Source organism: Zobellella iuensis, from assembly GCF_016746085.1.
GTDB lineage: Bacteria > Pseudomonadota > Gammaproteobacteria > Enterobacterales > Aeromonadaceae > Oceanimonas > Oceanimonas iuensis.
Window position 1 is genome coordinate 77,420 of record NZ_JAERTZ010000002.1, and the last position, 23,009, is coordinate 100,428.

The window sequence follows — 23,009 nt, forward strand, 5'->3', positions numbered from 1 at the left end:
CCCGGCTCGGCTGATTTTGACGACGTTGGAGGAGTGCATCGATGAGCACATTACGGATAGGGGTGATCGGCGGCGGTGTGATGGGCATCCAGCACCTGGAGTTCATCGCCGGAGAGCCGGCGCTAACCCTGGCGGGCCTGGCGGATCCCTCTCCCGCCGCCGGCCGGGTGGCCGAACGTTTCAACACCCAGTACTACGCCGAGCCACAAGCGCTGCTGGCCCGGGGCCGGCCGGATGCGGTGGTGGTGGCGACCCCGAACCAGCTGCATTTCGACCATGCCATGCTGGCGGTGGCGGCGGGCATACCGGTGCTGGTGGAAAAGCCGGTCACCACGGACCTGGCCTCGGCGCTGCGGCTGGCGGAGGCCGCGGAGCGGGGCGGAGTGCCGGTGCTGGTAGGCCATCACCGTCGTCACAATCCGCGCATCGCCGCGGTGCGGGACTGCCTGCGGCGGGGGGAGCTCGGCGAGCTGGTGGCGGTGAACGGCCTTTGCCTGCTGCACAAGCCGGACAGCTACTACGAGGTGCCCTGGCGGCGCGAGGCGGGGGCCGGCCCGGTGCTGGTCAACCTGGTGCACGAGATCGACCTGCTGCGCCACCTGTGCGGCGACATCGTCGAGGTGCAGGGGCTGGGCTCCCGTGAACGGCGCGGCTTTGCCAATGAAGATACCGCCGCCATCGGCCTGCGTTTTGCCAACGGGGCCCTGGGCTCCTTCGTGGTGTCGGACACCGCCGCCTGCCCCTGGAGCTGGGAACTGAGCTCGGGCGAAAGCCGGCAGTTTCCGCAGCACAACGCCAGCAGCTGTTTTATCTCCGGTACCCGCGGCGCCCTGTCCATCCCCGATCTGACGCTGTGGCAGTACCGGAACCCGGAGCTGGAGCCCGGCTGGGCCTCCCCCATGGACGGACGCCGGCTGGCGTTCTCGGTGGACGGCGCCTATCGCCGGCAGCTGGCGCATTTTTGTGCCCTGATCCGCGGGGAGGAAACCGAGCCGCTGGTGAGCGTGCGGGATGCGGCCGGCACCCTGGCGGTGTGCAATGCCATTCGCCAGGCGCTGGCCAGCGGCCGGCCGGAGCGGGTGGAACTGACCTGAAGGGTCGCCGCCGGAAGGGGATGAATGAATACGGGTGCCGGCCGCTTTGTCAAAAACGTCGGGTTGCTTGTGGGTTCTGTCCCTTCTTTCGATAGTGTGACCGGATTTATTATTCGATTGTGAAGTTATTGTTAACCAAAGGACAAGGTCGGCGCACCGCACCGGCTTGTGCCATGCCAAAAGGAACAAGCGCATGAAAAAGTATCGAACCAACGCCATCGCCCTGGCCATACTGCTCGGCCTCGGTTCTGCCGCCGCCGGCGCCGCCGACTATCCCAGGAAGAACCTGCAGGGGATCATCCAGTGGGGGGCCGGCGGCGCCACCGATAACATCAGCCGGGTGATCACCCCGCTGGCGGAACGGCACCTGGGCAAGAAGATCATCCTGACCAACCGTACCGGCGGCGCCGGTGCCATCGCCACCGCCTTCGTCAACAGCCGCCCCGCCGACGGCTATACCCTGATGTACGGCGCCGAGCCGGTGCAACTGCACAAGGTGCTGGGACTCAGCGACATCGACTACGACGACTTCTATCCGATCAATATCTTCGCCCAGGGCCCGAGCGTGATCGTGGCCAACAACAACATGCCCTGGAACAACCTGGCGGAGATGATCGCCGATATCCAGGCCAACCCGGGCAAGTACAAGACCGCCTCCTCCGGGGCCGGCACCCTGCAGTCGCTGGTGAATGCCATGCTCAAGGAGAGCACCGGTATCGAAGTGATCAGCATTCCCTTCGACGGAGAAGGTCCGGGCGTGACGGCGCTGCAGGGCGGCCACCTGGACTTCATGCCGATAGGCCTGACCGCCGCCAGCGAGCATATCCGCGCCGGCCGGGTCAAGGTGATGGCGGTGGTGGCCGACGAGGCCATGCCCGGCCTGGCCGGTGTGCCCCCTATTACCGATGCCATTCCCGGGTTTGACAAGTACCTGCCCTGGGGCTCCTTCTACGGGGTGTTCGTCAAGCGCGACACGCCGGACGAGATCAAGGCCAAGCTGACCGAGGCCTTCCGCCTGGCCGCGGAGGATGAAAAATTCGATCAGTTCATCGGCAACTTCCATTCCATCAAGCTTAACCTGAGCGGTGACGAGGCCGACGCCTATGTGCAGCGCTGGCAGTCGGTGGCCAGCTGGCTGATGCAGGATATCGGCGAGGCCAAGGTATCGCCTGAAACCCTGGGTATCCCCAGACCCTGAGCGTAACGGGGGCGGGCAAACGCCCGCCCCCAGGAGGAGTGATCATGAAGCAAACACGCAAACTGCATCCGGGGGAGCGCCTGATCAGCTGGCTGCTGCTGCTGTTCAGCCTGCTGGTGTTCCATCAGGCGTACCGGATCTCCGGTTTTTCCGGGCTCAACACCCCCGGCTCCTTTCCCCTGTTCGCCGCCCTGGTGATGGTGGTGTGCACCCTGTTCCTGGTGCTGGAAAACCGCGCCCTCGGCCGCAAAAACCGGGACCGTAAAATGGAGGCCGCCTTGGTCGCCGGCAAACTGCTGCCGCCGAAGGTGGTGCTGTTCACGCTGATGATCGTGGGGTACATGCTGTTGCTGCAACCGCTCGGCTTCCTGCTCTGCACCCTGCTGTTCCTGACCCTGTCGATACTGTATCTGGGCCGGGTCAAGGTGCTGAGTGCCGTGCTGATCGCGGCCGGCAGCACCGGCGCCATCCATGTCGTTTTTTCCTACCTGTTCCAGGTAGTCCTCCCCTGACGGTAGAATTGTTATGACTGAGTCGTTCCTGAGCTATTTCCTGATGTCCTGGACGGATCCCTCGCTGTTGGCGCTGACCGCGCTGGGTACCCTGGCCGGCATCTATATCGGCGCCATTCCCGGCCTGTCGGTGACCATGGCGGTGTCCATCCTGATCTCCTTCACCTTCTCCTGGGACGTCAACAACGCCCTGGCGTTGATGGTGGGGGTCTATATCGGCGGTGTCTACGGCGGCTCCCGCTCCGCCATCCTGCTCAATATTCCCGGCGCGCCCTCGGCCATCGCCACCACCTTCGACGGCTTTCCCCTGGCCAAGCAGGGGCTGGCGGGCCAAGCCATCGGCATCACCACAGTGGTGTCGGTGATCGGCGGCTTCGTCGGCATCCTGGTGCTGGCGGTGGCGGCCCCCCTGGTATCCGAAGTGGCCCTGCTGTTCGGGCCCAGGGATTATCTGCTGCTGGCGATCATGGGGCTGCTGCTGGTCAGCGGCCTGTCCGGCGAGTCCATGGCCAAGGGCATCTTCTGCGCCGCCCTGGGGGTGTGCATCGGCCTGGTGGGCATGGATCCCATGACCGCCGAGGGGCGCTTCACCTTCGATACCGTGGCCCTGCTCGGCGGCATTCCCTACGTGGTGGCGATGATCGGCTTTTTCGGGGTGTCCGAGGCGCTGTACCAGCTGCACCATGTCGGGCTCAAACCCGTCAAGCAGGACGTGTCGAAGATCATTCCGTCCTGGAAGGTGGTGCTCAGGTACCTGCCGCTGTCGCTGCGCACCTCGTCCATCGGGGTCTTTATCGGCGCCCTGCCGGGCACGGGGGGCGATATCGCCTCGCTGATGGCCTACGATCACGCCAAGCGCTCGGTGAAGAACCCGTCCAAGCCTTTCGGCGAGGGGGCCTACGAGGGGCTGGTGGCGCCGGAGTCGGCCAACAATGCCGCCGTGGGCGGTGCCTATATCCCCATGCTGACCCTGGGCATGCCGGGGGATGCGGTCACCGCCGTCTTTATCGGTGCCCTCTATATCCACGGCCTGAATCCCGGCCCCATGCTGATGATAGAAACCCCGCACCTGTTCTGGTTCACCGTGGGCGGCCTGGCCCTGGCCAACCTGTTCCTGCTGGTATTCGGGCTGACCGGCATCAAGGTGTTCGCCAAGTTGGTGGAGCTGCCGCGCGGCATACTGCTGCCCCTGATCATCATACTGTCGGTGGTGGGCGCCTATGCCATCAACAACAATATCGCAGATATCTTCTGGCTGCTCGGCTTCGGGGTTTTCGGTTACTTCCTGAAGATGGCCGGTTTCCAGGTCGGGCCCATCATTCTGGGGGTGATCCTGGGGCCCTTGATGGATGTGTCCTACCGTCGCGCCATGCTGTCGGTGGGCGACAGCCCGGCGGGGCTGCTGATGGATCTGCTGACCAACCCCATCTCCCTGGTGCTGAGCCTGGTGGTGCTGGTGCTGGTACTGAACCAGACCCCGCTGTGGAGGCTGTGCAAGCGCCGCTGTACCCGGCAGGCGGCCTGATGGTTCGAGCACGCTAATGATGAACGAGGCCCGGTCCGACCGGGCCTCGTTGTTTTATAGGGGGAACGGGCTTGACGTAAGGGGGTATTTAAGGCCAAATAATGGAACTTTGTTCTATTTTGAAACGGATGGAAACTGATGGCTGCCAGTTTATTGACCCGGGCGCTGGGGGTGATCGAGTTGTTGGTGCAACATGCCCGTGGCTTGCCACTGCAGACGATAGCCGACGAGCTCTCCATGCCCAAGAGCGGGGCCCACCGGCTGCTGGCCGAACTGAGCGAGCACGGCTATGTGGTGCAGGCACCGGATACCGGCCTTTACCTGCTGACCACCAGGCTGTCGTCTCTGGGCATGCGACACCTGGCATCCTGCGGGGTGATCGATGTCGCCCAGCCCGGGCTGGACCAATTGGCGCAGTTTTGCGGCGAACTGGTGCGGCTGGCGGTGGTGGACGGCGACCGGCTGGTGTATATCGCCAAGGCCCAGGGTGCCTTGTCGGGGTTGCGCTACGATCCCGAATCCGGCGGCGAAGCGACCCTGTATTGCACCTCCACCGCCTTTGCCTGGTTGTCGACCTTTTCGGACGACGAGGCGATTCGCCTGATTGCCGCCCAGGGGGAAATCAGGGCCGAGGAACACGGCCCCAACTGCCCCCGCGGTTTCGCCGAGGTGCTGCCGTATCTCGAGTTTGCCCGTCAGCACGGCTACGGCAAGGCCATTAATTGCTGGTTGCCCGGCATGTCGGCCATCGCCGCCAATGTCACCGATCCGGCTTCGGGAAGGGTGGTGGGGGTGCTCAGCATCGGCGGCCCCAGCGTCCGGCTAACCGAGACGGTGATCGACCAGTATGTGCCGCACCTGCTGAGTACCGCCGCCGAGCTGTCGGTGATCAGCCCCTTGTCCGACTACCTGCGCTCCCTCAGCGTACGCCGACTCAACCGCCGTTGAGCTTTCCGAGCCCGGGTTCCTGCTTGCTACAGGGGCCGGGCACGGTTATTTCAAAAAATTTAAACAATCCTGCCAAATCATTCCGATTTTATCCCTTCACCGGCTTCATTAGACTGGCTCCAAGTTCAACGACCGCCACGATGGCGGGCGTTAAAACCCACAAGTTTATTTCAAATTTTATGAAGAGGTGATTTATGAACAAGGCGACCCTGATCTCCGTACTCCAGTCCAAGTCCGGTTGGGCCCCCCTGGCGCTGCGGCTGCCGGTGGGCATCATCTTTATGGCCCACGGCGCCCAGAAGTTGTTCGGCTGGTTCGGCGGCTACGGCCTGGAGGGCACCGGCCAGTGGATGGCCTCCATCGGGCTGGAGCCGGGGGTGCTGATGGCCTTCCTGGCCGGGGCGGGCGAGTTCTTCGGCGGGCTCTTTATCCTGCTCGGGTTGCTGACCCGGCCGGCGGCGCTGACCCTGGCCGTGACCATGCTGGTGGCCATCTTCGCGGTGCATTTCGACAACGGCCTCTTTATGAGCAACGGCGGCTACGAATTCGGCCTGGCGCTGCTGGCGGCCTCGGTCTCCCTGCTGTTCTCCGGCGCCGGCAAACTGGGCCTGGACCAGTCTCTGGCACAACGTCTGAATTGAGGAGGAGCCATGATCGGCATCAGAAAGGCGGATGAGCGGGGCAGGGCCAACTTCGGTTGGCTCCATAGCCGGCACACTTTTTCCTTCGGCAGCTACTACGATCCGGCGCAGATGGGCTTTTCCCGGTTGCGGGTGATCAACGACGACGCGGTGGCGCCGGGGGCGGGCTTCGACACCCACGGCCACCGGGACATGGAGATCATCAGCTATGTGCTGGAGGGCAGCATCGCCCACAAGGACAGCTCCGGCAACGAGGAAATACTGAGCGCCGGCGAATTCCAGCTGATGTCCGCCGGCACCGGCATACTGCACAGCGAGTTCAACCCGTCCAACAGCAGGCCGCTGAAGTTCCTGCAGATCTGGATAGAGCCCAACGCCAGCGGCGGCAAGCCCGGCTACCAGCAGAAGGACTTCGGCCGCGCGCCTGGCCTGACCCTGGTGGTCAGCCCGGACGGCGCCGAGGGCTCGCTGGTCATCAAGCAGGACGCCCGCCTGTACCAGCTGTGGCTGGGGCAGGGGGAAGAGGCCGGGCTGGAACTGGCCCCGGGGCGCCAGGCCTGGGTGCAGCTGGTGGAAGGGGAGCTCAGCGTCAACGGCGAGCGGCTGGCCCCCGGCGACGGCGCCGCCTTAAGCGGCGAGCCGCACTTGAGCTTCAGCGCCGCCCAGCCGGTGCGGGCCCTGGTGTTCGACCTGCCCTGAATCCGGGGCAAGCGGCGGATCTTCATCCTGTGAAAAGGGCGGCCCGGGCCGCCCTTGGTGATCCGAGCCCCCAGGTTTATTGTCGCTGGTGTAGGGTAACGGCGACCCTGCTCGGCGTTTTCGGGGCTGCGGTCATCCGAAGCCGGGACCGTCATTGCCTCCCGCTGACCTCCCGGGCCCAGGGTACTTCCGAGAAATGCTGGACCAGATAATCCATCAATGCCTGTACGCGGATTGGCCGGGTGCGTCCCGGCGGGGTAACCAGATGCAGGGCAATCGGCTCTACCTGCCAATCCTCCAAGACGGTTTCCAGGGCGCCTGTCTGTAAATCCTGCCAAGCCAGAAACTCGGGCTGCAGAGCCAGCCCCAGTCCGGCCCGTAGCGCCGGTGCCAAGGCTTCCGCATTGTTGACTCGCAAGGGGGACTGTATTGCCTGGGCGAACTCCCCCTGGTGGGCATGTCGGAATTTCCAGCTCGGGCCGGTATGCGAATAGGCATATTGCAGGGTGCGATGGTTGGCCAATTCCCGAGGGTGCTGGGGACGTCCATATTGTGCAAAGTAATCAGGCGAACCAACCAGTTGGATACGTACGCTGCACAGGCGCCGTGCGAGCAGGCTGGAGTCGGACAGGTTGGATATACGCAGTGCGAGATCGAACCGGTTTGCAACCAGATCGATCAATTCGTCATCGAACTCAATGTCGAGGGTAACGTCGGGATGGGTGGCGATGAACTGCGGCAGCACCGGCGCCAGGTATGAGATGCCAAATGACATAGGTGCGGCAAATCGTACCGAGCCGCGAAGGCTTGCCGATTGCTCCGCCAGTTCGGCTTCAATCGCTGCCCCTTCCTCGAGGATACGCAATGCGCGGCCCAATGCGGCCAGCCCGCAGTCGGTGAGGACCATGCGCCGGGAGGTGCGATGGAACAGTATGACCTTCAAGCGTTTTTCCAGCCGATTAATCGCCTTGGATACCGTGCCCTGGGACAGCGACAACGCCGCCGCCGCCTTGGTGAAAGAACCGGTTTCCGCAACCTTGGCGAAGATCGCCCAGGCTTCCAGATCGGGCAGTTTGTTCATGTGGGCAGGCTCCTTCGGACGTTATCCAAGTGTCTGGTAAACAGAATAGATGGTATTCCATTTATTCTGTTTCTGTGATCTTTGCTTGGACCTATAGTTTTTCTCACCGGTGCGCTATCAGCGGAAAGAAACCCTCGATGCCCGAGCGCCATCCGTTTGATGGCCCTGGCGGAACCATCCCCATCGAAACGACGTGGGCAACAAGGGCTACATTTAAGGCTGGCTGTGGACGCTGCCGGCTGCCGATGCCATGACCTGATGTTAATGAGGCGCGACGGGCTTTCTGCGGCACCCCTTGCGCTGGAGGCCCTCTGTGCCCGGTACGGCAGAGTGAACCTTCGAATGCCGTGTCAGGGCGAACGGCATCCATGCCGCTTGCTAATCCTGGAAGGAGAGACATCATGTCTAACAAGTATCTCGAAGTGCTGACACCACAAAACAGCCAGCTCATCTTCATCGATCAGCAGCCGCAGATGGCGTTTGGCGTGCAGTCGATCGATCGCCAGATCCTCAAGAACAACGTGGTGGCCTTGGCCAAGGCGGCAAAGGTGTTCGATATCCCGACCACCATCACCACAGTCGAGACCGACAGCTTCTCGGGCCATACCTATCCCGAACTGCTGGCGGTGTTTCCCGAGCACAAGATCCTCGAACGAACCTCAATGAACTCCTGGGACGATCAGAATGTGCGCGATGCGCTGGCCGCCAACGGCCGCAAAAAAGTCATCGTCTCGGGCCTGTGGACCGAGGTCTGTAACACCACCTTCGCCTTGTGCGCGGCATTGGAAGGGGGCTATGAGATATACATGGTGGCCGACGCTTCCGGTGGTACCTCGGTCGACGCGCACAAGTACGCGATGGATCGGATGATCCAGGCCGGCATCATCCCCGTGACCTGGCAGCAGGTCCTGCTGGAGTGGCAGCGCGACTGGGCCCGGAAGGAAACCTACGACGCCGTTATCGGCCTGGTGCAGGAACATTCCGGGGCCTACGGCATGGGCGTCGACTATGCCTACACCATGGTCCACCAGGCCCCCGAGCGTGTGCAGCACGGCGAGCGTATCGGACCCAATCCGGCCAAGTAATCGGCCATGGCGACGGAAGGAGCTCGTTAAGCAACGGCCACCTGGCTGGCCGTATTCTCGACATCAGATAGATTGTGGGGATTTGCATGAAACTTTATGTCCTGTCTCTGGGGGCCGGCCTGCTGGTTGGCATTATCTACAGCCTGCTTAACGTCCGCTCACCGGCCCCGCCGCTGGTCGCCCTGCTGGGGCTGCTCGGCATCCTGATCGGGGAGCAAATCATCCCGGTCGGAAAGCAATTGCTCTGCGGCACGGCGTTCAGCACGGCCTGCGACAAGGCGCAGGCTGGCCAGCATGTGCTGGGCCAGTTGCCCGGGCGCCAGGAACAAGACATGGCGCAAAAGGATAAATCCACGGAGGAGAAATCGTCATGAGTACCTCAATCACTGCCGATGTGGTCCTGCACCGGGGACGTATCACCACCCTGGATCGCGGCAAGCCGGTGGCCAGCGCCGTCGCCATCAAGGACGGCAAATTCCTGGCCGTGGGGGAGGAGGCCGACATCATGGCGCTGGCCGGAGTCGGGACCAGGGTGATCGATCTCAAAGGCCGGGCCGTGTTGCCTGGGCTATTCGATAACCATACCCATGTGGTGCGTGGCGGTCTCAACTACAACATGGAACTGCGCTGGGACGGGGTACGTTCCCTGGCCGACGCCATGGAGATGCTTAAACGTCAGGTGGCCATCACCCCGGCGCCCCAGTGGGTACGTGTGGTGGGCGGCTTTACCGAGCACCAGTTTGTGGAGAAACGCCTGCCGACCATCGCCGAGATCAACGCCATAGCGCCGGACACGCCGGTCTTCCTGCTGCATTTGTATGATAGGGCCTTGCTCAACGCCGCGGCGCTGCGGGCGGTGGGCTATACCAAGGATACCCCCGAGCCCCCGGGGGGCGAGATCAGCCGCGACGCCAGGGGCAACCCTACCGGCCTGCTGCTGGCCAAGCCCAATGCGGCCATCCTGTACGCGACCCTGGCCAAGGGGCCGGCGCTGCCTTTCGATTACCAGGTCAACTCTACCCGGCATTTTATGCGGGAACTGAATCGTCTCGGGGTGACCGGCGTGATCGATGCCGGCGGCGGTTTCCAGAATTATCCCGATGACTATGCCGTTATTCAGCAACTCGCCGATGAGGGACAGATGACGGTGCGCCTGGCCTACAACCTCTTCACCCAGAAGCCCAGGGAAGAGAAAGAAGACTTCCTCAAATGGACCTCCAGCGTCACCTACAAGCAGGGCGACGATTATTTCCGCCACAACGGTGCCGGCGAGATGCTGGTGTTTTCTGCCGCCGACTTCGAGGATTTCCGCCAGCCACGCCCCGACATGCCGCCGGAAATGGAAGGGGAACTGGAGGAAGTGGTGCGCATCCTTGCACAGAACCGTTGGCCATGGCGACTGCATGCCACTTACGACGAGACCATTTCACGCGCGCTGGATGTGTTTGAGAAGGTTAACCAGGACATCCCGCTCACCGGCATCAACTGGTTTTTCGATCATGCCGAGACCATCTCCGATCAGTCCATCGATCGCATTGCCGCCCTGGGCGGCGGCATCGCCGTGCAGCATCGCATGGCGTATCAGGGTGAATATTTCGTCGAGCGCTATGGTGCCCGCGCCGCCGAGGCCACGCCCCCCGTGGCCCGCATGCTGGAAAAAGGGGTCAAGGTCTCGGCCGGCACCGATGCTACCCGAGTGGCATCCTATAACCCCTGGGTGTCATTGTCGTGGATGGTGACTGGCAAGACGGTGGGGGGCCTGAATCTCTATCCGCAGCACAACCTGCTGGATCGGGAGACGGCACTGCGGATGTGGACCGAAAACGTGGCCTGGTTCTCCAACGAGGAAGGCCGGCGCGGACGCATCGAAGTGGGTCAGTTCGCCGACCTGATAGTGCCGAGCAAGGACTATTTCAGCGTGCCCGAGGAGGAAATTTCCTTTCTTACCTCGGATTTGACCATGGTGGGGGGACGAGTGGTCTACGGTGCGGGTGACTTCGCGGCACTGGATGACAATCCGTTGCCTCCCGCCATGCCCGACTGGTCGCCCACGCGCACCTTCAAGGGCTATGGTGCCTGGGGCGAGCCTGACGGGGCGGGAAAACACTCGCTCGCCCCCATGCGTGCCCAGGCCATCGGCTCCTGTGGCTGTGCCAATGCCTGCGGTCTGCACGGGCACGACCACGCGCGCGCCTGGGCGTCCAATGTGCCGGTCTCGGATTTCAAGGGCTTCTTTGGTGCCCTGGGATGCTCCTGCTGGATGGTGTAAGGAGGTGTTCATGCCCACAAGCGATTCGCCCGGCGGTTATCTCGTGCGCCTGGTCGCTCCGAGCCCGAGGGAGGCGTGAACATGACCCGGAAGACCATGCCTTCGGCCGGTGCTTCACCGAGTGGTTTCTCCCCCCTGCGACAGAAGCTGTTTGCCGTGCTCTGGATTGCCACCGTCATCGGCAATACGGGCAGCTTTATCCGGGATGTGGCCAGCGCCTGGCTGATGACCGACTTGTCACCGTCGCCGGCGGCGGTGGCCCTGGTGCAGGCCGCCGCCTCGTTGCCGGTTTTCCTGCTGGCGATTCCGGCCGGCGTACTGGCCGATATCCTCGATCGGCGGAAGTTATTGATAGCTATCCAGGTGCTGCTGGCCTGTACCAGCATCACCCTGATGCTGTTGTCGGCCGCCGGTTTGCAATCCATCACTTCCCTGGTCGCCCTGACTTTTCTGGGCGGCGTCGGGGCTGCATTGATGGGGCCGGTCTGGCAGTCCATAGTGCCCGAACTGGTGGAAAGGAAAGACCTCAAAAGTGCGGTGGCGCTCAATTCTCTGGGGATCAATATCGCACGGGCCATAGGTCCCGCCCTGGGGGGCATCCTTCTTGCCGGCCTGGGGGCCGCAGTCACTTATGGTGTGGACGTCATCAGCTATCTGTTCGTCATCACGGCCCTGTTGTGGTGGCGGCGGCCGGTGGCGGCTCCGGATGTGTTGTCCGAACGTTTTGTCGGCGCTTTTAGGGCCGGCTTGCGCTACGCCCGCGCCAGCCGCGAATTGCATGTGGTTCTGGCGCGCACCTTCCTCTTCTTTGCCCTGGCAAGCTCGGTATGGGCGCTGTTGCCGCTGATTGCACGCCAGCTGCTGGGCGGCGGCGCCAGTTTCTACGGTATCCTGCTTGGCGCTGTCGGACTGGGCGCTATAGGTGGGGCCGTCATCATGCCCCGGTTGCGTGAGCGCCTGAGCGCCGATGGCTTGTTGCTGCTGGCCGCCGTGGTGACGTCGGCGGTGATGGCATTCCTCTCGCTGGCACCGCCCCAGTGGGCGGCCATGGTGGCGCTGCTGGCACTGGGGGCGGCCTGGATCACCGCCCTGACCACCCTTAACGGCGTGGCGCAGTCCATCTTGCCCAACTGGGTGCGTGGCCGCTCTTTGGCCGTGTACCTGACCGTGTTTAATGGCGCCATGACTGCCGGCAGCCTGTGCTGGGGAGGCGTTGCCCAACTGCTTGGCGTGCCCCTGACCTTGTTGATGGGCGCAGCCGGGCTCCTGCTGGTCGGGTTGTTCGCCCATCGGCTCAAGCTCCCCAGGGGGGAGGCCGATCTGGTGCCTTCCAACCACTGGCCGGAGCCGCTGACGGCAGAGCCGGTTGAACACGACCGGGGTCCGGTGCTGATCACCATCGAATATCGCATCGATCCCGCCGATCGTGCCGCCTTTGCGGCTGCGGCCAGGCGGCTGTCGGCCGAGCGGCGGCGCGACGGTGCCTACGCCTGGGGCATCAGCGAGGATGCCGCCGAGCCGGGCCTGGTGCTCGAATGGTTCGAAGTCGAGTCCTGGGCCGAGCATTTACGCCAGCATCGCCGGGTTTCCAGGACCGGAGCCGACATTCAGGAAGAAGTGCGGCGTTTTCACCGGGGGGAACAACCCCCGATCGTGCGCCATCTGTTGGCGATGGAAAAATAAGTCCGCTGCAAGGGGGGGATATGGGCCGGCCCCGCCGACAGGCTGTGGCAAGGGCGAAGAGGCCGGGCGCCGTGCTGTCCGGCGTCTGCCAAATCGGCGCCACTGTTCTCGGACGGCGCAAGCGGCTGCAACGGCAACACCTATGTGGTGGATGGCGGCTACTGCGCCCAGTAGGTGGCGCGCCTGCAGGGCATGGTGATGTACGTTCTGAAACGGCCCAGCGGCTGCGGGGTGATGGAAAAGGGCGGCCTTGGCCGCCCCTGGTGATCAGAGTATTCGGGTTTTCCTGTCGCTGGCGTAGTGGGATACCAGATCCACGAATTCCTCGGGCCGGTAGAACCGTTCGGGCTCCATGCGTTCGCAGTGGTGATCCGGGTGATCGACCACCATTTCATAGCCCACGAAGTCGTCGTCGCTGTCGTAGCTGGGCCGGAACAGCACGCAGTCCCCGTTTGCCAGCTTGAACTCAGTGCTTGTCATATACGCACCTCCATATGGTTGGCTCCACACAGGCTAAGTATAGGTGGTGGAGGTTTACGACCAAGGAGGGGGTTCGCCCGGCAGGCGTTAGTCTTTGCTGCGCTTGGAGGCCGTCTCCATTTCCCGCAGTTTTTTCCGATAGGCCCTGAGCTCGCCCAGCTTGATCCCTTCCGGTGCCTTCCTGTGCTTGTATTGGCCGATCCGTTGCGAGCGGTAAATGCCGGTATGGCCGGAAAACAGGTAGCTGACCACACAGGCCACCCCGGCGTAGAGGCCGATCTCGGCGCCGAACAGTTCCATGGCCATCAGGGTGGAGGCGATGGGGGTGTTGGCGGCGCCGGCGAACACGGCGACGAAGCCGATGCCGGCCAGCAGGGGAAAGGGCATGTCCAGCAGGGGGGCGAGCGCATTGCCCAGGGTGGCGCCGATGTAGAACAGCGGGGTCACTTCGCCGCCCTTGAAGCCGCTGCCCAGGGAGGCCACGGTGAACAGCATCTTGCCGAGAAAGTCATAGGCGGGCAGGGGCTGCTCAAAGGCCTCGACGATGGTCGGTATGCCCAGGCCGATGTACCTTTCCGTGCCCAGCAGCCAGACGGCGAGGGCGATGACAATACCGCCCACAAAGGGGCGCAGCGGGGCATAGCCGATCAGCCTTTTCATCCCGCTGCCGAGGGCATGGGTGGCCTCGGCGAACACCTTGCCGGTCAGCCCGAACAGGGCGCCGGCGATGATCATGGCCGTTAGGCCCCAGGCGGAGACCTCAGGGATGGCGGGGATCAGGTAATGGGTATGGTGCACCCCCCACCAGAGGCCGACCTGATCGGCGACAATGGCCGCCACCACGCAGGGCAGCAGGGCATCGTAGCGCAGGCGGCCGATGGCGAGCACTTCCAGCCCGAACAGGGCGCCGGCCAGGGGGGTGCCGAACACCGAGGAAAAGCCGGCGCTGATCCCGGCCATCAGGATGATGCGGCGGTCTTCCGGCTTGAGCCGGAACAGGCGGGTGCACTGATCGGCCAGGGCGCCGCCCATTTGCACCGCGGTGCCTTCACGCCCGACCGAGGCGCCGAACAGGTGGGAGATCACGGTGCCGCCCAGCACCAGGGGCGCCATGCGCAGGGGCACTATGCTTTTCGGATCGTGAATTTCATCGATCAGCAGGTTGTTGCCGGCCTCGACCTGTTGCCCGAAGCGCAGATAAAGCCAGCCGACCCCAAAACCGGCCAGGGGCAACAGCCAGATAAGCCAGGGATGGCCGGTGCGGGTATCGGTGGCCCAGTCGAGGGCGAACAGGAAAAAGGCGGACGCCGTGCCGGCGAGCACGGCGACGACACTGGCCAGCACCAGCCATTTGACCATGTAGGGCAGCAACACCAACTGCTCCGGGAGCTTGAAATTTTTCATGCGAGTCCAGTCTATCTTGTTGAATAACGCAGGCACCTGGACGGAGGCAGAACCAGGATGACACGGCCGCACCTGCCTGGGTGTCCAGGAATCATGCAGGCATCATCAGCCCCGGGGGCGGTTTAAGGGAGGAATGCCATCTCCGAAGGGACGATTCTAACAGCGGGGCCTGCAGGGCTCCACCCCGTTGCCGGGCAAGGCGCCCGGCCGGGGCCGGGCGTATGGGGTTATACCGCCATCATGTCGCGGTGGAAGGATTTCTCGCAGTAGCGGCAACGGAACCGCACCTGGCCGTCCACCGCCCGCACCCTGAATTTGCTGGTGACCGGCTCGTTGTGGCTGATGCAGTTGCTGTTGGGGCAGGAGAACACGCCTTCCACCTTTTCCGGCAGGTGCAGCTGCAGCTTTTCCACCACCTCGAAGTCTTCGATCAGGTTGACCGTGGCCTGGGGGGCGAACAGCGCCAGCTGGTTGGCCTGGGTGGCGGACAGCCGGGTGTTTTCCACCTTGATGATGTCCTTGGCGCCCAGGGCCTTGGAAGGCAGGTTCAGGCCCACGGTGATCTTCTCCTGGGTCTGCACCAGGCCGAACAGCTGCAGGATCTTGATGCCCTGGCCGGCGGGAATATGGTCGATGACGGTGCCGTTGTGGATGGCTTCGACTTGCAGTTGGCTCTTGTTCATCGGGGTCCTCACAGGCTCTCGTTCAGCACCAGGGCGAGCAGGGCCTGGCGGGCATAGACGCCGTTCTCGGCCTGCTCGAAGTAATAGGCATAGGGGGTGTCGTCCACCTCTATGGTGATCTCGTCGATGCGGGGCAGGGGATGCAGCACCTTGAGGCTGTCCTTGGCGTTGTCCAGCACTTCCGGGGTCAGCACGTACTTGGAGGCCACGTGCATGTATTCGGTTTCGTCGAAACGCTCCTTCTGCACCCGGGTCATGTAGAGGATGTCCAGCTCGTCCATCACCTCTTCCATGCTGTCGCGGAACTCGAAGTTGATGCCCTTCTCCACCAGTTCGTCGCACAGGTAGTCGGGCATGGCCAGGGCCTGGGGCGCGATAAAGTAGAACTTGCAGCCGAACAGGCTGAGCGCCTGGGTGAGGGAGTGCACGGTGCGGCCGTACTTGAGATCGCCCACGAAGGCCACGGTCAGGCCCTGCAGGGTGCCCTGGGTTTCGTAGATGGTGAACAGGTCCAGCAGGGTCTGGGTTGGGTGCTGGTTGGAGCCATCACCGGCGTTGATCACCGGCACCGAGGAAAATTCCGCCGCCAGCCGGGCCGCCCCTTCCTGGGGATGGCGCATCACGAAGGCGTCGCTGTAGGAGCTGATGATCTTCACCGAATCGGCCAGGGTTTCGCCCTTCTTGGCCAGGGAGGTGCTGCCGCTGTCGGAAAAACCGATCACGGCGCCGCCCAGCCGGTGCACCGCCGTTTCGAACGACAACCGGGTGCGGGTAGAGGCTTCGAAGAAGCAACTGGCCACCACCTTGTGCCTGAGCAGCTCGGGCCTGGGGTGGGTCTTGAGCATCACGGCGGTGTCGATGATCAGTTCCAGTTCGGCACGGGTGAAGTCGGAAATGGAGATTACATGCTTTTGATATAGGGGGTTTGCCATCAGCAACGCTCTTTAAGGTGTAAAGTGAAGACCATAAAAAAGCCCCTGAATGGGGCCATTAGAGCTAAATTGATCGCAAACGCCACCGTTTCCATGATAAACGGGCGCAAAACCGGCCTGATGGTAACGGGAAAGGATAAGCATCCTGCAACTCCGGGCGATTGCAAATCGTACGGATTATAGAGAAATGTGCGCCCAAAGCAAAATACGGCGAGGCGGGCATCGAAAACGGCGAAAAGGTGAGCGAACGCACCAGGGGGCCGGAAAAAGCCCTTTACCTTTAAAGTTCGCCGGTTATAATGCGCCTCGTGTTGCAGGGGCATAGTTCCAATTGGTAGAACAGCGGTCTCCAAAACCGACGGTTGGGGGTTCGAATCCCTCTGCCCCTGCCAACTTCACCTCTTAAAGCCAGCTTCCATGCTGGCTTTTTGCGTTATGGAGTGGCTATGACGCCGTTACAATCGCAACTGTGGCAATTGCTGGAACTGCCGGTGTGGCGCTGTGCCCATCCCGAGCGCCTGCCCCAGGCTCCCGCGCCCGCCGCCGAACCGGCGATGGTGCTGCTGGTGGTGGGCCAGGGCAGGGCGTTGCCGGCACCGCTGGAGGCCGACCTGCGTCTGGCCCTGGCACTCGACCCGGCCCGTTTCCGGGTCATGGACGAAGCGGCCTGGCGGGCGGCGGGCAGCCCCGTTGCCCCCGCCCTGCTCGGCCTCAACCTGACGGTGGCGGCGGATGCCTTCGACTGGCATGGCCGTCTGCCGCTGACCTCGACGCACAAGCGCGAACTCTGGAGCCGGTTATGCAGCCTCTGTTTCGCCCCCTGAACGCCGCCGATCTGGACGCCATGGTCATGCTGGAGCAGGCCGCTCACCTCGAGCCCTGGAGCCGGGCACAACTCGCCGAGAGCCTGCATGGGCGCTACTTTTCCGGTTCTCTGTGGCAGCAGGAGCAACTGCTCGGCTATTTCATCGCTGATGCGGTCATTGACGAAAGCACCCTGATGAATATCTGCATCGCGCCTTCGTGGCAGGGCCGGGGTCTCGGCCGCCGGCTGTTGGAGCACTGGTTGGACGCGTGCCGGCAGCGGCGGCTGGCCACGGCCTGGCTGGAGGTGAGGGCCTCCAACCAGGCCGCCCTGGCCCTGTACCGGTCGGCGGGCTTCGCCAAGGCCGGCCGGCGCAAGGACTATTACCGTGCCGGCGAGGAGCGGGAAGACGCCATAGTGATGCAAAAACCGCTGTAAGCTTCCATACTAACAGGCCAACACTCTCATCCAGGACGGAACCATGAGAGGCCCGAGTCTTTCCCTGCTGGCCATGGCGCTGCTGTGGCCTTTGGCGTCGGACGCCAATATCTACCGTTATCGGGACGCCGCCGGCGTGGTGCACTATACCGATAACCGCCTGCATGCGGTGCAGTATGCCAACGACCGCTGGAGCCAGGACGCCGTCAACCGCGATGCCGTGCTGGTACGGGTGGTGGAAAAGCCCGACGGCCACTACTTCTTCGCCCTCAACCGGCTGCCCTCCCGGGCCGAGCTGACCTTTCGCTTCTCCGGCCTGGAAAACGTGCAGATCCCGGACGAGATGCAGCAGCTGATCCGGCTGCCGCCGCGGGAAGAGAAATTCGTGGGCAAGCTCAGTGCCCGGCAGGCCGGCAGTTGGCGCTACGACTACGGTTTTGCCTACACCGGCAACGCGCTACGGCCTGCGGCCAGCGCCGCCAAGGTGCAGAACATAGCCGGCTCCACCATAGTGAAGCCCGCGCCCGTGTCCTGGCAGCGGCCATCGACCCCTTCCTATTTTCCCCGGGCGGTGGACCTGGCCTCGCCGGTGGCCGGGCGCTACCGGGTATCCCAGGGCTTCAACGGCGAGTTCAGCCACAACAGGCCCGCCAACCGCTATGCCCTGGACATTGCCCTGCCCATCGGCACGCCGCTGTACGCCACCCGTGACGGCGTGGTGGCGGCGGCGGTGGATCATCATGTGGGCGGCGGCTTAAGGCCCGAATTCCGGGGCAAAACCAACTACCTGCGCCTGCGCCACGACGACGGCACCATGACCCTCTATGCCCACTTGCATACCGGCTCCCTGCTGGTGAAGAAGGGGGACAGGGTGAGGGTCGGGCAGCGGGTGGCGGCATCCGGCAACACCGGTTATAGCTCGGGGCCCCATTTGCATCTGGCGGTGCAGTGGTACAACAACGGCCGGGTTGAATCCATCCCCTTTACCTTGCAGGGCCGAGCTCCCGAGGCGGGCACCTGGCTGCTGGCCCAGGGCTCGGAATAGAGTAATAACGTAAAAATAACAAAAGTGATTAAATGTGGCATTTTTCTCCTTAATGAAATATTAAGCAGGAGAAGTTTTATTTTATTGAAGTTATGCGCTGTATTGTTTTATTTAATTGGTTTTACATGCTGAATGTAACCGTCTTTCGATAAAAAAATCAGTTGCTTTATGCTGTTTGCTATGGCTTTTTACTTGCCTTTTCCACATATTACCGAAGTAAAAAGGCAGGAAAGCAAGATGGCAGAGTTAGTCGAGGTGGCGGAAAGCGGTCCGCGCAGCATAAGCCACTATATGCGGGTATTGGGCCCCGGCATTCTGGGCGCCGCCGCCGCCATCGGCGGTTCCCACCTGGTGGCCTCCACCCAGGCCGGCGCCATCTACGGCTGGCAGCTGGTGGGGCTGATTATCGTCGTCAACCTGCTGAAATATCCCTTCTTTCAAATTGGTGCCCGCTACACCATGGCGGCGGACGAAACCCTGATCCAGGGCTATGACCGTATCGGCCGCGGCTATCTCTACCTGTTTACCGCCCTCAATATCTTTGCCTCCGTGGTCAGTACCGCCGGGGTGGCCATGCTGTGCGGCAGTATCCTCGGCCTCTTTATCGGCGACAGCCTGAGCGTGACCCAGCTCAGCATGATAGTGCTGGCCGGCTCGCTGGTGTTCCTGATCACCGGCCACTACAAGACCCTGGATCGGGTAACCAAGTGGATTATCGTCGGCCTGGCGGTGGCCACCGTCACCGCGGTGTTTATCGCCCTCAACCAGGGCGGCGTGGCCACCCCCGACTTCGTGGCGCCCAGCCCCTGGAACCTGGCGGCGGTGGGTTTTCTGGTGGCGCTGATGGGCTGGATGCCGGCGCCCATCGAACTCTCTTCCTGGAACAGCGTCTGGCTTAGGCAGAAGAAAAAGGCCCTGGGCGATGAACTCGATTACAAGGACGCCCTGGTTGACTTCAACGTGGGCTACATCACCTCCACCCTGTTGGCCATCGCCTTCGTCGCCCTCGGCGCCCTGGTGCTGCACGGCAGCGGCGAGAGCCTGGCCACTTCCGGCATCGCCTTCGCCCACCAACTGGTGAATGTGTACGCCAGCGTCATGGGCGACTGGAGCCGCTGGCTGATTGCGCTTATCGCCTTCCTGTGCATGTTTTCCACCACAGTCACCGTGCTGGACGGCTACAGTCGGGCCCTGAGCGAGTGCTTCGTGCAACTGGGCCAGCAGAAAGGCAGCGGCCCCACCGGCCACGGTGCCCGCTACACCTACCCGCTGATGGTGGTGATGGGGCTGGTAGGCGCCTTGATCATCATGTTCTTCAAGGGGGCCCTGCTGGCCATGCTGGAGTTCGCCATGATCTCCGCCTTTATCAGCGCCCTGGTGTTCGCCTGGCTGAACTACCGACTGATGAAACTGCCGCAGGTACCCGAGCGTTACCGTCTGGGCGGCGCCATGGTGGCCCTGAGCTGGGCCGGCATCCTGTTCTTCGCCGGCTTCAACCTGCTGTTCGGTTACTGGTACCTGTTCGTGAAATAAGGCCGACTGACCCTGTACTTCTATGGGAAATCATGGCCGGTGAGGAGATAGCATGTCGTTTTTTAGCCGGCTGAAGGGCTGGCTGGGCCGGGAGCCCGGGCCGCACGAGCTCCTGCCCTGGCGGGAAGCGCTGGACCAGCTCCCCATACTGCAAGGCCTGGCGGAAGGGGAGCGGGTCCGCCTGTGCGAGCTGGGGGCCCAGCTGCTGGCGCGCAAGACCCTGACCCTGCTCGGGGTGGAACTCGCTCCGGCAGACAGGGCCGCCCTGGCGCTGCAGGCGGCGCTGCCCATACTGCACCTCGACCTGCAGTGGTACCGGGGCTTTCGCGAGATCATCATCATCCCCGAGCCGGTCACCCGGCGGGAGTCGGTGCAGGACGAGTTCGGCCTGGTCAGCGAGGTGGAGGAAGAGCACGCCGGCGAGTCCTGGCAGCAGGGCCCCCTGGTGCTGGCCTGGAGCGAACTGTGCCAGGACGGCGACTGGGACGGCTACAACCTGGTGATCCACGAACTGGCCCACAAGATGGACATGCTGGGCGGCGATGCCGACGGCGTGCCGCCCATGCGCCCCGGCATGGACATGGGGGCCTGGCGCGCCGACTTCCAGGCCGCCTTCGATTCCCTCTGCCGGCTCCTGGAGCGCGACGAAGAGCCGCCCATCGACCCCTATGCCGCCACCCATCCGGCCGAATTCCTGGCGGTGGCCTGCGAGCTGTTCTTTACCCGCCCGCGCCAGCTGGCGGCCGCCTACCCGGCGGTGCATCGCCAGCTGGTGGCCCTGTTCGGGCAGGATCCCCTGTTGCGCCAGCCGCAAGAGGAGGATGGTGACCAGGGCGGGCGCCATCATCCGGCCGAGCGCCATCCCCCGGAGATCTTGTAGGGTCGAATGTAGTCGACCAACCCCGGCATCGGTGGCGAAGAGCCATTGAAATGGCCCCTGCCTCGACCCACTCCCGGCCTCGGCGCGGCCATGCCCATGGCGAGCCCCTGATGGGGCTCTCGGTCCCCTTTGGCTACCCAGTCGCGGGTTCTGTGATCCTGCTCGCTAAACCACAGCTTTGCCGGCCATCGATAAGTGATACTTTATTGATTGAAAGCCACAGCCTATTAAGGCTCGAGGAAAGATCGATTTATCTTTTTTCTGGCGAGTCAGTATAGTGCCTGAAGTGCTGTTACTTTCTTACGCTATCTTCCTCTCAATACTCGTCATCTGGTGGGTATCGTCGGAATTTCGACGTTAATAATGTTAAAAGGTATAACAACGTCGTTTTGATATAGGTGGAAGGTTTAGCACTGTTGTAAAAGAACGTAATTAGGCTGGAGCAATAAAATGGCAAGGCTGCCTGGCAGTTGAAGGAACAGCTTGCCCGAAACCGGACGCGCCTCGTCGGTATCCGGTGCGATATCAACATTAATCAGGGAATTATTATGTTAATTGGAATTCCAAGGGAAACGCTTAGCGGCGAGACTCGGGTGGCGGCGACCCCCAAGTCGGTCGAACAGCTGCGCAAACTGGGTTTTGAGGTCGGCATCGAGCAGGGTGCGGGCACCAAGGCCAGCTTCGAGGATACGGCCTACCAGGCCGCCGGTGCCAAACTGATCAGCGCCGACGACGTCTGGCAAGCCGCCATCATCTACAAGGTCAACGCTCCCACCGCCGAAGAAATCGAGCGGCTGCAGGCCGGCACCACCCTGGTCAGCTTTATCTGGCCGGCGCAAAACCCCGAACTGGTGGAACAACTCAGGGCCAAGGGCGTGACCGTGATGGCCATGGACATGGTGCCGCGTATTTCCCGCGCCCAGTCGCTGGATGCCCTGTCTTCCATGGCCAACATCGCCGGCTACCGGGCGGTGGTGGAAGCCGCCCACGAGTTCGGCCGCTTCTTCACCGGCCAGATCACCGCCGCCGGCAAGGTACCGCCCGCCAAGGTGCTGGTGATCGGTGCCGGCGTGGCCGGCCTGGCCGCCATCGGTGCCGCCGGCTCCCTGGGCGCCATCGTGCGTGCCTTCGACACCCGCCCCGAGGTAAAAGAGCAGATCAACTCCATGGGTGCCGAGTTCCTGGAGCTGGACTACGAGGAAGAGGCCGACTCTTCCGACGGTTACGCCAAGGAAATGAGCAAGGCCTTTATCGATGCCGAAATGGCATTGTTCCTGGCCCAGGCCAAGGAAGTGGACATCATCATCACCACCGCGCTTATCCCCGGCAAGCCCGCACCCAAGCTGATCACCGCCGAAATGGTGGCGGCCATGGCTCCGGGCTCGGTGATCGTGGATCTGGCGGCGCAAAACGGCGGCAACTGCGAGCTGACCAAGCCCGGCGAGCTGTTCGTGTCCGACAACGGCGTGAAAGTGATCGGTTATACCGATCTCAACGGCCGCCTGCCGACCCAGTCCTCCACCCTGTACGCCACCAACCTGGTCAACCTGGCCAAGCTGCTGTGCAAGGAGAAGGACGGCAACATCAAGGTCGACTTCGACGACGTGGTGCTGCGCAACATGACGGTGGTGAAGGACGGTGAAGTCACCTTCCCGCCGCCCGCCATCAGCGTGTCCGCCGCGCCCAAGGCCAAGGCGGCCCAGCCTCATGCCGAGCCCCACGCCAAGAAGCCGAGCAACCTCAAGTACTACCTGGGCGGCGCCGGTGTGGTGCTGTTCGCCTGGCTGTCGGCGGTGGCCCCGCTCGAGTTCCTGTCCCATGTCACCGTGTTCGTGCTGGCCTGTATCGTGGGCTACTACGTGATCTGGAATGTGTCCCACTCGCTGCACACCCCGCTGATGTCGGTCACCAACGCCATTTCGGGGATCATCGTGGTCGGGGCCCTGTCCCAGGTGGGAACCGGTGGCTTTGTCACCTTCCTCGCCTTTATCGCGGTATTGATCGCCTCCATCAACGTGTTTGGCGGCTTTACCGTAACCCACCGTATGCTGAAGATGTTTAGAAAGGGCTAATG

22 protein-coding genes, 1 tRNA gene and 1 riboswitch are annotated in these 23,009 nt (G+C 62.9%); of the genes, 18 read left to right on the forward strand and 5 right to left on the reverse strand.

Annotated features, from left to right (window positions below; genetic code table 11):
• The first annotated feature begins 41 nt into the window (after nucleotides 1–41).
• From JKV55_RS00880 to JKV55_RS00910, 7 genes are all read left to right on the forward strand, one after another.
• The gene (locus JKV55_RS00880; protein ID WP_202081861.1) at nucleotides 42–1,094 is read left to right on the forward strand and encodes a Gfo/Idh/MocA family protein; all 1,053 of its coding nucleotides are present in this window, start codon (nucleotides 42–44) and stop codon (nucleotides 1,092–1,094) included.
• Between the two features lie 193 nt (nucleotides 1,095–1,287).
• A complete protein-coding gene (locus JKV55_RS00885) occupies nucleotides 1,288–2,292 on the forward strand; it encodes a tripartite tricarboxylate transporter substrate binding protein (protein ID WP_202081862.1) in 1,005 nt (334 codons plus the stop codon).
• Nucleotides 2,293–2,336: 44 nt separating this feature from the next.
• Nucleotides 2,337–2,804, forward strand: a complete 468-nt coding sequence (locus tag JKV55_RS00890; protein WP_202081863.1) for a tripartite tricarboxylate transporter TctB family protein — start codon at nucleotides 2,337–2,339, stop codon at nucleotides 2,802–2,804.
• Between the two features lie 13 nt (nucleotides 2,805–2,817).
• Nucleotides 2,818–4,329, forward strand: coding sequence for a tripartite tricarboxylate transporter permease (locus tag JKV55_RS00895; protein WP_202081864.1), 1,512 nt, complete (start codon nucleotides 2,818–2,820; stop codon nucleotides 4,327–4,329).
• A 138-nt stretch (nucleotides 4,330–4,467) separates the two neighbouring features.
• Nucleotides 4,468–5,277: an IclR family transcriptional regulator gene (locus JKV55_RS00900; protein ID WP_202081865.1), complete on the forward strand. Its 810-nt coding sequence runs from the start codon at nucleotides 4,468–4,470 to the stop codon at nucleotides 5,275–5,277.
• 194 nt (nucleotides 5,278–5,471) lie between these two features.
• Nucleotides 5,472–5,918, forward strand: coding sequence for a DoxX family protein (locus tag JKV55_RS00905; RefSeq protein ID WP_202081866.1), 447 nt, complete (start codon nucleotides 5,472–5,474; stop codon nucleotides 5,916–5,918).
• A gap of 9 nt (nucleotides 5,919–5,927) precedes the next feature.
• The gene (locus JKV55_RS00910; protein ID WP_202081867.1) at nucleotides 5,928–6,617 is read left to right on the forward strand and encodes a pirin family protein; all 690 of its coding nucleotides are present in this window, start codon (nucleotides 5,928–5,930) and stop codon (nucleotides 6,615–6,617) included.
• Nucleotides 6,618–6,768: 151 nt separating this feature from the next.
• Here JKV55_RS00910 and JKV55_RS00915 read toward each other — a convergent pair whose 3' ends face one another.
• Nucleotides 6,769–7,698 carry a LysR family transcriptional regulator gene (locus JKV55_RS00915; protein ID WP_202081868.1) on the reverse strand — a complete coding sequence of 310 codons (930 nt, stop codon included), beginning with the start codon at nucleotides 7,696–7,698 and terminating at the stop codon, nucleotides 6,769–6,771.
• Between the two features lie 401 nt (nucleotides 7,699–8,099).
• On the opposite strand from JKV55_RS00915, the gene JKV55_RS00920 reads away from it, so the two are divergent.
• From JKV55_RS00920 to JKV55_RS00935, 4 genes are all read left to right on the forward strand, one after another.
• On the forward strand, nucleotides 8,100–8,783 hold the full coding sequence (locus JKV55_RS00920) for a hydrolase (protein WP_202081869.1): 684 nt from the start codon (nucleotides 8,100–8,102) through the stop codon (nucleotides 8,781–8,783).
• Between the two features lie 86 nt (nucleotides 8,784–8,869).
• Nucleotides 8,870–9,157: a XapX domain-containing protein gene (locus JKV55_RS00925; RefSeq protein ID WP_202081870.1), complete on the forward strand. Its 288-nt coding sequence runs from the start codon at nucleotides 8,870–8,872 to the stop codon at nucleotides 9,155–9,157.
• Nucleotides 9,154–11,052 carry an amidohydrolase gene (locus JKV55_RS00930; RefSeq protein ID WP_202081871.1) on the forward strand — a complete coding sequence of 633 codons (1,899 nt, stop codon included), beginning with the start codon at nucleotides 9,154–9,156 and terminating at the stop codon, nucleotides 11,050–11,052. The genes JKV55_RS00925 and JKV55_RS00930 overlap by 4 nt, the downstream gene beginning before the upstream one ends.
• Nucleotides 11,053–11,133: 81 nt before the next feature.
• Entirely contained in the window at nucleotides 11,134–12,735 is a 1,602-nt protein-coding gene (locus JKV55_RS00935) for an MFS transporter (RefSeq protein ID WP_202081872.1), read from the forward strand.
• Nucleotides 12,736–13,002: 267 nt separating this feature from the next.
• On the opposite strand, the gene JKV55_RS00940 is transcribed toward JKV55_RS00935, so the two are convergent.
• The 4 genes from JKV55_RS00940 to pyrB form a co-directional block, all read right to left on the reverse strand.
• Entirely contained in the window at nucleotides 13,003–13,215 is a 213-nt protein-coding gene (locus JKV55_RS00940) for a hypothetical protein (RefSeq protein ID WP_202081873.1), read from the reverse strand.
• A gap of 87 nt (nucleotides 13,216–13,302) precedes the next feature.
• Nucleotides 13,303–14,619 carry a voltage-gated chloride channel family protein gene (locus tag JKV55_RS00945; RefSeq protein WP_202081874.1) on the reverse strand — a complete coding sequence of 439 codons (1,317 nt, stop codon included), beginning with the start codon at nucleotides 14,617–14,619 and terminating at the stop codon, nucleotides 13,303–13,305.
• An 89-nt stretch (nucleotides 14,620–14,708) separates the two neighbouring features.
• A riboswitch (Fluoride riboswitch) is annotated at nucleotides 14,709–14,772 on the reverse strand.
• A 74-nt stretch (nucleotides 14,773–14,846) separates the two neighbouring features.
• The gene (gene pyrI, locus JKV55_RS00950; RefSeq protein ID WP_202081875.1) at nucleotides 14,847–15,302 is read right to left on the reverse strand and encodes an aspartate carbamoyltransferase regulatory subunit; all 456 of its coding nucleotides are present in this window, start codon (nucleotides 15,300–15,302) and stop codon (nucleotides 14,847–14,849) included.
• Between the two features lie 8 nt (nucleotides 15,303–15,310).
• Nucleotides 15,311–16,234 carry an aspartate carbamoyltransferase gene (gene pyrB, locus JKV55_RS00955; protein ID WP_202081876.1) on the reverse strand — a complete coding sequence of 308 codons (924 nt, stop codon included), beginning with the start codon at nucleotides 16,232–16,234 and terminating at the stop codon, nucleotides 15,311–15,313.
• A gap of 315 nt (nucleotides 16,235–16,549) precedes the next feature.
• Between pyrB and JKV55_RS00960 the strand changes: the two genes are divergently transcribed.
• The 7 genes from JKV55_RS00960 (at nucleotide 16,550) to JKV55_RS00990 (ending at nucleotide 23,007) form a co-directional block, all read left to right on the forward strand.
• A tRNA-Trp gene (locus JKV55_RS00960) sits at nucleotides 16,550–16,626 on the forward strand.
• A 54-nt stretch (nucleotides 16,627–16,680) separates the two neighbouring features.
• Nucleotides 16,681–17,058, forward strand: a complete 378-nt coding sequence (locus JKV55_RS00965; RefSeq protein ID WP_202081877.1) for a hypothetical protein — start codon at nucleotides 16,681–16,683, stop codon at nucleotides 17,056–17,058.
• Nucleotides 17,034–17,477, forward strand: a complete 444-nt coding sequence (gene rimI, locus JKV55_RS00970) for a ribosomal protein S18-alanine N-acetyltransferase (RefSeq protein WP_237332582.1) — start codon at nucleotides 17,034–17,036, stop codon at nucleotides 17,475–17,477. Before JKV55_RS00965 ends, rimI begins: the two co-directional genes overlap by 25 nt.
• Nucleotides 17,478–17,520: 43 nt before the next feature.
• A complete protein-coding gene (locus JKV55_RS00975) occupies nucleotides 17,521–18,522 on the forward strand; it encodes a peptidoglycan DD-metalloendopeptidase family protein (RefSeq protein ID WP_202081878.1) in 1,002 nt (333 codons plus the stop codon).
• 237 nt (nucleotides 18,523–18,759) lie between these two features.
• A complete protein-coding gene (locus tag JKV55_RS00980) occupies nucleotides 18,760–20,055 on the forward strand; it encodes an Nramp family divalent metal transporter (RefSeq protein WP_202081879.1) in 1,296 nt (431 codons plus the stop codon).
• A gap of 52 nt (nucleotides 20,056–20,107) precedes the next feature.
• Entirely contained in the window at nucleotides 20,108–20,935 is an 828-nt protein-coding gene (locus JKV55_RS00985) for a M90 family metallopeptidase (RefSeq protein WP_202081880.1), read from the forward strand.
• 548 nt (nucleotides 20,936–21,483) lie between these two features.
• Entirely contained in the window at nucleotides 21,484–23,007 is a 1,524-nt protein-coding gene (locus tag JKV55_RS00990) for a Re/Si-specific NAD(P)(+) transhydrogenase subunit alpha (RefSeq protein ID WP_202081881.1), read from the forward strand.
• Nucleotides 23,008–23,009: the final 2 nt, after the last annotated feature.

Coding starts and splice junctions, on each gene's coding strand:
- JKV55_RS00880 (WP_202081861.1), top strand. CDS start 42: ATGAGCACATTACGGATAGGGGTGATCGGCGGCGGTGTGATGGGCATC.
- JKV55_RS00885 (WP_202081862.1), top strand. CDS start 1,288: ATGAAAAAGTATCGAACCAACGCCATCGCCCTGGCCATACTGCTCGGC.
- JKV55_RS00890 (WP_202081863.1), top strand. CDS start 2,337: ATGAAGCAAACACGCAAACTGCATCCGGGGGAGCGCCTGATCAGCTGG.
- JKV55_RS00895 (WP_202081864.1), top strand. CDS start 2,818: ATGACTGAGTCGTTCCTGAGCTATTTCCTGATGTCCTGGACGGATCCC.
- JKV55_RS00900 (WP_202081865.1), top strand. CDS start 4,468: ATGGCTGCCAGTTTATTGACCCGGGCGCTGGGGGTGATCGAGTTGTTG.
- JKV55_RS00905 (WP_202081866.1), top strand. CDS start 5,472: ATGAACAAGGCGACCCTGATCTCCGTACTCCAGTCCAAGTCCGGTTGG.
- JKV55_RS00910 (WP_202081867.1), top strand. CDS start 5,928: ATGATCGGCATCAGAAAGGCGGATGAGCGGGGCAGGGCCAACTTCGGT.
- JKV55_RS00915 (WP_202081868.1), bottom strand. CDS start 7,698: ATGAACAAACTGCCCGATCTGGAAGCCTGGGCGATCTTCGCCAAGGTT.
- JKV55_RS00920 (WP_202081869.1), top strand. CDS start 8,100: ATGTCTAACAAGTATCTCGAAGTGCTGACACCACAAAACAGCCAGCTC.
- JKV55_RS00925 (WP_202081870.1), top strand. CDS start 8,870: ATGAAACTTTATGTCCTGTCTCTGGGGGCCGGCCTGCTGGTTGGCATT.
- JKV55_RS00930 (WP_202081871.1), top strand. CDS start 9,154: ATGAGTACCTCAATCACTGCCGATGTGGTCCTGCACCGGGGACGTATC.
- JKV55_RS00935 (WP_202081872.1), top strand. CDS start 11,134: ATGACCCGGAAGACCATGCCTTCGGCCGGTGCTTCACCGAGTGGTTTC.
- JKV55_RS00940 (WP_202081873.1), bottom strand. CDS start 13,215: ATGACAAGCACTGAGTTCAAGCTGGCAAACGGGGACTGCGTGCTGTTC.
- JKV55_RS00945 (WP_202081874.1), bottom strand. CDS start 14,619: ATGAAAAATTTCAAGCTCCCGGAGCAGTTGGTGTTGCTGCCCTACATG.
- pyrI (WP_202081875.1), bottom strand. CDS start 15,302: ATGAACAAGAGCCAACTGCAAGTCGAAGCCATCCACAACGGCACCGTC.
- pyrB (WP_202081876.1), bottom strand. CDS start 16,234: ATGGCAAACCCCCTATATCAAAAGCATGTAATCTCCATTTCCGACTTC.
- JKV55_RS00965 (WP_202081877.1), top strand. CDS start 16,681: ATGACGCCGTTACAATCGCAACTGTGGCAATTGCTGGAACTGCCGGTG.
- rimI (WP_237332582.1), top strand. CDS start 17,034: ATGCAGCCTCTGTTTCGCCCCCTGAACGCCGCCGATCTGGACGCCATG.
- JKV55_RS00975 (WP_202081878.1), top strand. CDS start 17,521: ATGAGAGGCCCGAGTCTTTCCCTGCTGGCCATGGCGCTGCTGTGGCCT.
- JKV55_RS00980 (WP_202081879.1), top strand. CDS start 18,760: ATGGCAGAGTTAGTCGAGGTGGCGGAAAGCGGTCCGCGCAGCATAAGC.
- JKV55_RS00985 (WP_202081880.1), top strand. CDS start 20,108: ATGTCGTTTTTTAGCCGGCTGAAGGGCTGGCTGGGCCGGGAGCCCGGG.
- JKV55_RS00990 (WP_202081881.1), top strand. CDS start 21,484: ATGTTAATTGGAATTCCAAGGGAAACGCTTAGCGGCGAGACTCGGGTG.